Source organism: Mycoplasma sp. CSL7491-lung, from assembly GCF_018913965.1.
Lineage (GTDB): Bacteria > Bacillota_I > Bacilli_A > Mycoplasmatales > Metamycoplasmataceae > Mycoplasmopsis.
In genome coordinates, this window is sequence record NZ_JAHMHG010000005.1 from 22,702 (window position 1) to 29,554 (window position 6,853).

Annotated in this window: 5 protein-coding genes, 3 tRNA genes and 1 rRNA gene; 7 read left to right on the forward strand and 2 right to left on the reverse strand. The window is 28.4% G+C overall.

The window, feature by feature from the left end:
• The first annotated feature begins 27 nt into the window (after positions 1-27).
• The 5 genes from KQ876_RS03505 (at position 28) to KQ876_RS03525 (ending at position 5,356) form a co-directional block, all read left to right on the forward strand.
• Positions 28-2,730, forward strand: a complete 2,703-nt coding sequence (locus KQ876_RS03505) for a cation-translocating P-type ATPase (protein WP_216490324.1) — start codon at positions 28-30, stop codon at positions 2,728-2,730.
• Positions 2,731-2,787: 57 nt separating this feature from the next.
• Positions 2,788-3,222 carry a 50S ribosomal protein L13 gene (rplM, locus tag KQ876_RS03510; RefSeq protein ID WP_205852188.1) on the forward strand — a complete coding sequence of 145 codons (435 nt, stop codon included), beginning with the start codon at positions 2,788-2,790 and terminating at the stop codon, positions 3,220-3,222.
• A gap of 2 nt (positions 3,223-3,224) precedes the next feature.
• Complete coding sequence (rpsI, locus tag KQ876_RS03515; RefSeq protein ID WP_174892553.1) at positions 3,225-3,620, forward strand: 30S ribosomal protein S9; 396 nt, start codon at positions 3,225-3,227, stop codon at positions 3,618-3,620.
• A gap of 62 nt (positions 3,621-3,682) precedes the next feature.
• Positions 3,683-3,759, forward strand: a tRNA-Ile gene (locus KQ876_RS03520).
• Positions 3,760-3,871: 112 nt separating this feature from the next.
• Positions 3,872-5,356, forward strand: coding sequence for an APC family permease (locus KQ876_RS03525; protein WP_216490325.1), 1,485 nt, complete (start codon positions 3,872-3,874; stop codon positions 5,354-5,356).
• Between the two features lie 65 nt (positions 5,357-5,421).
• On the opposite strand, the gene KQ876_RS03530 is transcribed toward KQ876_RS03525, so the two are convergent.
• Together KQ876_RS03530 and KQ876_RS03535 are read right to left on the reverse strand one after the other, a co-directional pair.
• Positions 5,422-5,497 (reverse strand) — tRNA-Lys (locus tag KQ876_RS03530).
• 7 nt (positions 5,498-5,504) lie between these two features.
• Positions 5,505-5,590, reverse strand: a tRNA-Leu gene (locus KQ876_RS03535).
• Between the two features lie 223 nt (positions 5,591-5,813).
• On the opposite strand from KQ876_RS03535, the gene KQ876_RS03540 reads away from it, so the two are divergent.
• Positions 5,814-6,647, forward strand: coding sequence for a TIGR00282 family metallophosphoesterase (locus tag KQ876_RS03540; protein WP_216490326.1), 834 nt, complete (start codon positions 5,814-5,816; stop codon positions 6,645-6,647).
• A gap of 124 nt (positions 6,648-6,771) precedes the next feature.
• Positions 6,772-6,853, forward strand: a 16S ribosomal RNA gene (locus KQ876_RS03545); the annotation flags it as partial.

Here is a 6,853-nt window from a genome sequence, read left to right on the forward strand (position 1 = left end):
GTATGATTTTATTAATATTAAGGAGGAATGTTGATTAATCAAGAATATATAATCAATAAAAAAGGATTAACGACAAAAGAGGTTGAAGAGTTAATCAAAAAAAATGGTTATAACAAAATTAGTGTAAAAAAAGAAAAAAGCATCTTTAAAATGTTTGTTGAACAATTTAAAGATTTTATGATTATTTTACTTTTGATAGCCTCTGCGTTCAGTTTTGGAGTAGCGATATATGAAGCTATAACCAACAATAACCAAAAAACATCAGAATTAATAATTTCTTTCATTGAACCATTTATAATACTTATAGTGGTGGCATTAAACGCGATGTTAGGTACTTACCAAGAAATAAAGAGTAATCAAGCGGTAAAAGCGCTTTCTAAAAGTAATGAATTATACTCTAAAGTTTATCGTCAAGGTAAGTTGATAACTATTCCTTCATCCAATTTAGTGGTGGGTGATTTGATAGTTATTGAAGCAGGAGATATTATTTCAGCTGATGCTCAATTAGTGGAATCATATTCATTCTATGTTGTTGAATCCGCATTAACAGGCGAATCAATTTCGGTTGAAAAAGACGCAAATTTTATTTCTACTGAAGTTACCAATTTAGCGGAACAAAAAAATAAAATTTTTTCAGGAACATATTCAACTCAAGGAAGAGCGATTGCGGTTGTAACAGCTATCGGAGATCAAACTGAAATAGGTAAAATTAATAATTTAATTCAAGAGCAAAAAGTACCTTTAACACCGTTACAAATAAAATTAAACAAATTAAGTAAAATTTTTGGTATTGCGGGAATTATTTTACTTTTTGTTACTGCTTCACTACAAATAGTTATACAAGGATCTATTTCAAATAATTGAACTAGACCAGAATTATATTCAAACGCAACAGTTATAGGGATATCTCTAGCAGTTGCTGCTATACCCGAAGGCTTAATAACATTTACAACAGTTTTATTAGCTATTGGTGTAGCAAGAATGACTAGAGAGAAAGTTATTATTAAATCATTCTCCGCGATAGAAACAATTGGTTCTACAAGCATAATATGTTCTGATAAAACGGGCACATTAACAGAAAATAAAATGAAAGTTGTAGATTTCATAAACTACAATAAAACATTAACTGACAATAAAGTTTTAGAATACTTTGTTGCGTGTTGTGACGCGACAATTCATAAAAACGAAAAAGGTGAATTCGTTGAAGTCGGAGATCAAACAGAAATAGGAATTTTATATTATGCAAACGATCATAATATAAATGACCAAAATATTTATGATAATTTTAAAAAAATACATTCTTTACCGTTTGATAGTGATAGAAAATTAATGTCAGTATTATTAAAAGAAAATAATCAAAACTTTTTAATAACAAAGGGTGCTCCTGATGTTATTTTCTCAAAAGTAAAAAATTTAGATAAATCATACAAAGAAAAGGTTGAAGAATTATCAAATAAAAGTTATAGAGTATTGGCGATTGCCAAAAAAATGATAGAAAAAGATGTTATTGATTTTGATGACGAAAATGATCTAGAATTTGTTGGTTTGATTGCAATGGTTGATCCTGCGAGAGTAGGAGTTAAAGAAAGTATTCAACAAGGTTTTGAAGCTGGAATTAAGCCTATAATGATTACCGGAGATCATTTGACAACAGCTGTTGCAATTGCAAAAGAATTAGGTATTTTTGTTGAAGGAGATAGAGCAATAACTGGTTTGGAATTGTCGAACATGGATGAAGAAGAACTAAAAAATGAAGTTAAACATATTTCAGTTTATGCTCGTGTCACTCCTTCAGATAAGTTAAGAATTGTAAATGCTTGACAATCACATAACCAAGTTGTTGCTATGACTGGTGATGGTGTAAATGATGCTCCTGCTCTTAAACGTAGTGATAGTGGTATAGCAATGGGTATAACCGGGACAGATGTTTCTAAACAAGCTGCTGATATGATTTTAACCGACGACAATTTTAGTACAATAGTTAAAGCTGTTAAAAGTGGGAGAGAAACATACTATAGAATAAAATCTGTTATATTAAATTTATTAATTTCTTCAATAACTGAAATTATTGTTATGTTATTTGGGTTATTTGTATTTTCTTTTGTTTTTAAAGAACAATTTAAAAACACAGATGTAATAATTTTGTCTGCATCTCAATTATTGTGGATAAATCTATTAACTCATGGTTTACCTTCTATAGCATTAGGTATGACTCCAACAGATGCGAATGTTATGAAAAATAAACCCACAAAGAGAGATGAGAGTATTTTTGCTAATGGTATGTTTAAAGAGCTTATAATTCAAAGTATTGTTCTTTCTTTTGCTTCGTTATTATCATACGGATTAGTTGGAATGTTAGCAAAAAATACAAAGATAAGTTCAGAAGATTTTGTTAAATTAACTTCAAGTGCCATGTTCATTACATTAGGCGTAGGCGCAAGTTTAAATTCATTAAATTTAATGAGTAAATCTTCAATTGTTTTTTCAAAATTTAAAAAATATAAGTTAGTTTATCTTGCAAGTTCATTTTCTGTCTTGTCTATGCTAATAGTCACTTTTATACCAGGAATATCAAGCGTTTTTAAAATTATTTCGTTAGATATTTATGGTCAAAATTGATTATATTGATTTGTACCAATAATTCTTTCAATTAACCTAGTAATTTATTCAGAATTTAAAAAAATATATTTTGTTATTAAAAATTATTTAAATAATAAATCTATGATATAATAAAAAGGCAACTTAATATTAAAACATAAAAAATTCAAAATTAACGTAGGAGGTTGTATGAGACAAACAACAATTGTTAATACACAAAAAGCAAATAAAAAGTGATATGTTATTGATGCTGAAGGTCAAGTTTTAGGGCGTTTAGCAGCATATGTTGCTTCTGTATTAAGAGGAAAAAATAAACCTGATTTTACTCCAAATGCTGACATGGGTGATAATGTAGTTATTATTAACGCTGAAAAAATCGTTTTAACTGCTAAAAAAGAAGAACAAAAAATTTACTACTCACACTCAGGATACCCTGGTGGGTTAAAAAGTATCACAGCAGCTAAATTAAGAGTAAAAAGACCTACAGCTTTAATCGAAAAAGCTGTAAGTGGTATGCTTCCTCATACAAAACTTGGTAACAAACAACGTCGTAACTTATTTGTATATGCAGGACCAGAACATAAACAACAAGCACAAAACCCAGAAAGATTAGAGGTTAAATAATTATGAGTAAAAATATTGAATATCGTGGATTAGGAAGAAGAAAATCATCTGTTGCACGTGTTAGATTAACACCAGGAACAGGTAAATTCGTAATTAATAAACGTGAAGCTCGTGAATACTTAACATCAGATATTTACTTAAAAGACGCTAACCAACCATTTGATTTAACTGAAACAAAAGGAACATTTGATGTTTCAGTAGTTGTTGCAGGTGGTGGATTAAGCGGTCAAGCTGGAGCAATTAGATTAGGTATCGCTCGTGCTTTATTAGAAGCAAGTGCTGACTATCGTTCAACTCTTAAGGCAGCTGGAATGCTAACAAGAGATGCTAGAGCTAAAGAACGTAAAAAACCTGGACTTCGTGCTGCTCGTCGTGCAAGACAATTCTCAAAACGTTAATTTTATAATAATAAAATGCTTTGCTATTGTGCTTTATATGCTATAATAGTAAAGCAATATATGCGAGCGTAGCTCAGCTGGTTAGAGCACACGACTGATAATCGTGAGGTCGATGGTTCGAGTCCATTCGTTCGCACCATTTCAAGAAATTGACCAAATAAGCCGTTTGGCTTATTTTTTTATTTTTTAATTAAAAAATAAAGTTATTCCTGTTTAAAGTTATAATAATATTATAATTCTTAAGGAGTAAAATGAAGAGTGACAGAAAAATAGGATTTTTACTATCATTGATGATGTTAATTGGTACAGTTGTAGGTATCGGGATTTTTTTTAAAAATATATCCGTTGGAAAAGCGGTAGATTATAACGGTTTAAGCTGATTAATAACATGAATTATTGGAGGAGTAATATCTATTTCGGTTGCTCTTTGCTTTTCTGAAATAGGATCAATGCGTAACAAAAGTTTTTCAGGAATATCTAATTGAATACATAAATTAAAGCCTGGTTGCACATCTTACGGTATTTCGGTAACTTATGCAGTTTTCTATTTTGGTTTACTTTTTACAATATTAGGTAGTTTTGCTTCAGAAATATTTTTTTATTTCTTATCAGTTATGAAAATAATTGATTTTAATAAAATAAAAATTTGAATTCATCTAATTGTTGGTGCATTTATTAGTTTTTATTTTTTATCGCTAGTGTTAATCTCTCAACGTGCGTCTGGTATATTTCAATCAGTAGTTACAATTTTAAAGTTTATTCCGCTATTTTCAGTAATGTTAATTGGTATTTTTTTAGCAAAGACCCACAATTTATCGAATGAAAATCAATCAGTAAATGCTTTCATAAATGGTTCATTTACTCTTAAGGGTGTAATAATTGCGTTGCCCGCCGTATTATTTTCTTATGATGCTTTTTTGTTAGTAGGATCGTTCGGTAAGAAAATAAAAAAATCGGAAAAAAGATTGCCAATTATAGTTATAGTTGGTATGGTATCAATTACTATATTATATACATTGATAGCTTTATCTTCTATATTGCATAACGCAAAGACAGTTGAAGATATTTTGTTAGATTCTTTACCACAATCATTAAGTAAGGTTATAGAAAAAATTATTTACACATTATTATTAATTTCTACTTTTGGTGTTATTAATGGATTAACATTTGCGTATAAAAACGAAATTGAATCTATGGTTTCAAATGAATTATTATTTGGTTCAAATTATGTTTTAAAAAAAATGAGCCTAAAAAAAGGTACTTTACTTTATTGTTCTGTTATATTTTTGTTTTACTTTATAATTTTATTCACCCTAAGCTCAATATTAGATACAGATGCTTTTTTAGATTTATTTAGTAATTATCCTACGGTTTTATTTTTTGGAGTATATTTATATATTATTGTTTTATATTCTAAAAATAGAAAAAATATTAATGAGACAAACAAAATAAATAAAGTTATTTTTTATAGTGCATCAATAATTTCTTTTTTAGGAATCATAACAATTGAATTAGCATATTTTTCGACAATATTTTCTAATTTATTAAATTCAGAATTTAAAAACAATTATGGTGTTTTTTACAAAGGATCAAATATATTATTTCCGGGTTGATTTGAATTAATGATTTATTTTGTATTTATAATATTTGCTATATCTATACCTGTTTTAAATTATTATTTGGAAAAAATAATTTTTAAAAGAGATTTAATTAGTCATATTAAAAAACTACACTAAATAAACAGTGTAGTTTTTTAATAAAAAAAATAAGCCAGATGGCTTATTTGGTCAATTTCTTGAAATGGTACGTCCTAGAGGATTCGAACCTCTGACCCAATGGTTAAAAGCCATTTGCTCTACCTGCTGAGCTAAGGACGCATAACAATGGTACCCAGAACTGGACTTGAACCAGCACGATTTTGCAATCGAGGGATTTTAAGTCCCTTGCGTCTACCATTCCGCCACCTGGGCATATTTTGCGTTCGTTGCTAAATTATTATAACACAATAAAAAAAAATCAAAGAAATTTTAAAAATATTTTTTTATTTTTTAAATTTAAAAAAATTAACGTTATAAATTAGAACAATAAAATAAAATCTCTATTATTTAAATTTAATTAAATTATATAATATTAACAAAGATTAAAGTAATCAGACTATTTAAATTATTTTTTTATAATATAGTTAGGAATAAAATGCAAGATAAAATAAATATACTTTTTATAGGAGATATATTTGGAGCTCCTGGAATATTAACGGTAGAAAAGATATTACCAGATTTAATTAAAAAAAATAATATAGATTTTGTTATTGCTCAGGGTGAGAATGTAACAGGTAGAAAAGGTCTTGATCAAGAGGACTATAATAAATTAAAAAAAAATGGTGTTAATTGTTTCACAATGGGGAACCATGTTTGAGCGAATGAAGATATATATAATATTATAAATAATAAAGATATTATAAGACCTTTCAATATTGACTCTAGTTATCCGGGGCACGGCACTTCAGTTTTTAAAGTAAAAGATTTTTTATTAAGAGTTAGTTCATTACTCGGAAATACTTTTAACGAATTAAACCATCCATGAAATGAGTCTGTAGCTTTACCGTTTCTAAAATCAGCACATAAATTAATGGAATATAATGATACAGATTTTCACTTTATCGATTTTCATGCAGAAACAACAAGTGAAAAATATGTACTTGGACTAGAAGTTGATGGAACAATAGATGCAGTTTGCGGAACACATACTCATGTTCAAACAAATGATGACCATATTTTACCAAAAGGTACTTGTTATATAACTGATGCAGGTACTGTTGGACCAATTGATTCAGCTATTGGTGCAAATTTTCAAGAGGTGCGTGATAAGATGTTGGATCCTAGTTCTAGAAAAAGATTTCAAGTTAGTCCAAATAATACACAATTTAATGCAGTGATAATAACATTACAAAAAAACGGTTTGAAGAAAAAAACAAACTCAATTAAAAAGATAAATATTTTTGATATCGATATTTATGAAAAAAAATAAAAAAATATTTTTATATTTCTAAATATGGTGTTATAATAGTTAGGCAATCACTCAAAACGATAAGTTAGAATGATGCATTAAGTTCTTTGAAAACTAGATATATACAATAAACATGACAGTCAATTTTTTCGAGAGTTTGATCCTGGCTCAGGATGAACGCTGGCTGTGTGCCTAATACATGCATGTCGAGCGGAGTTCTTCGGAAC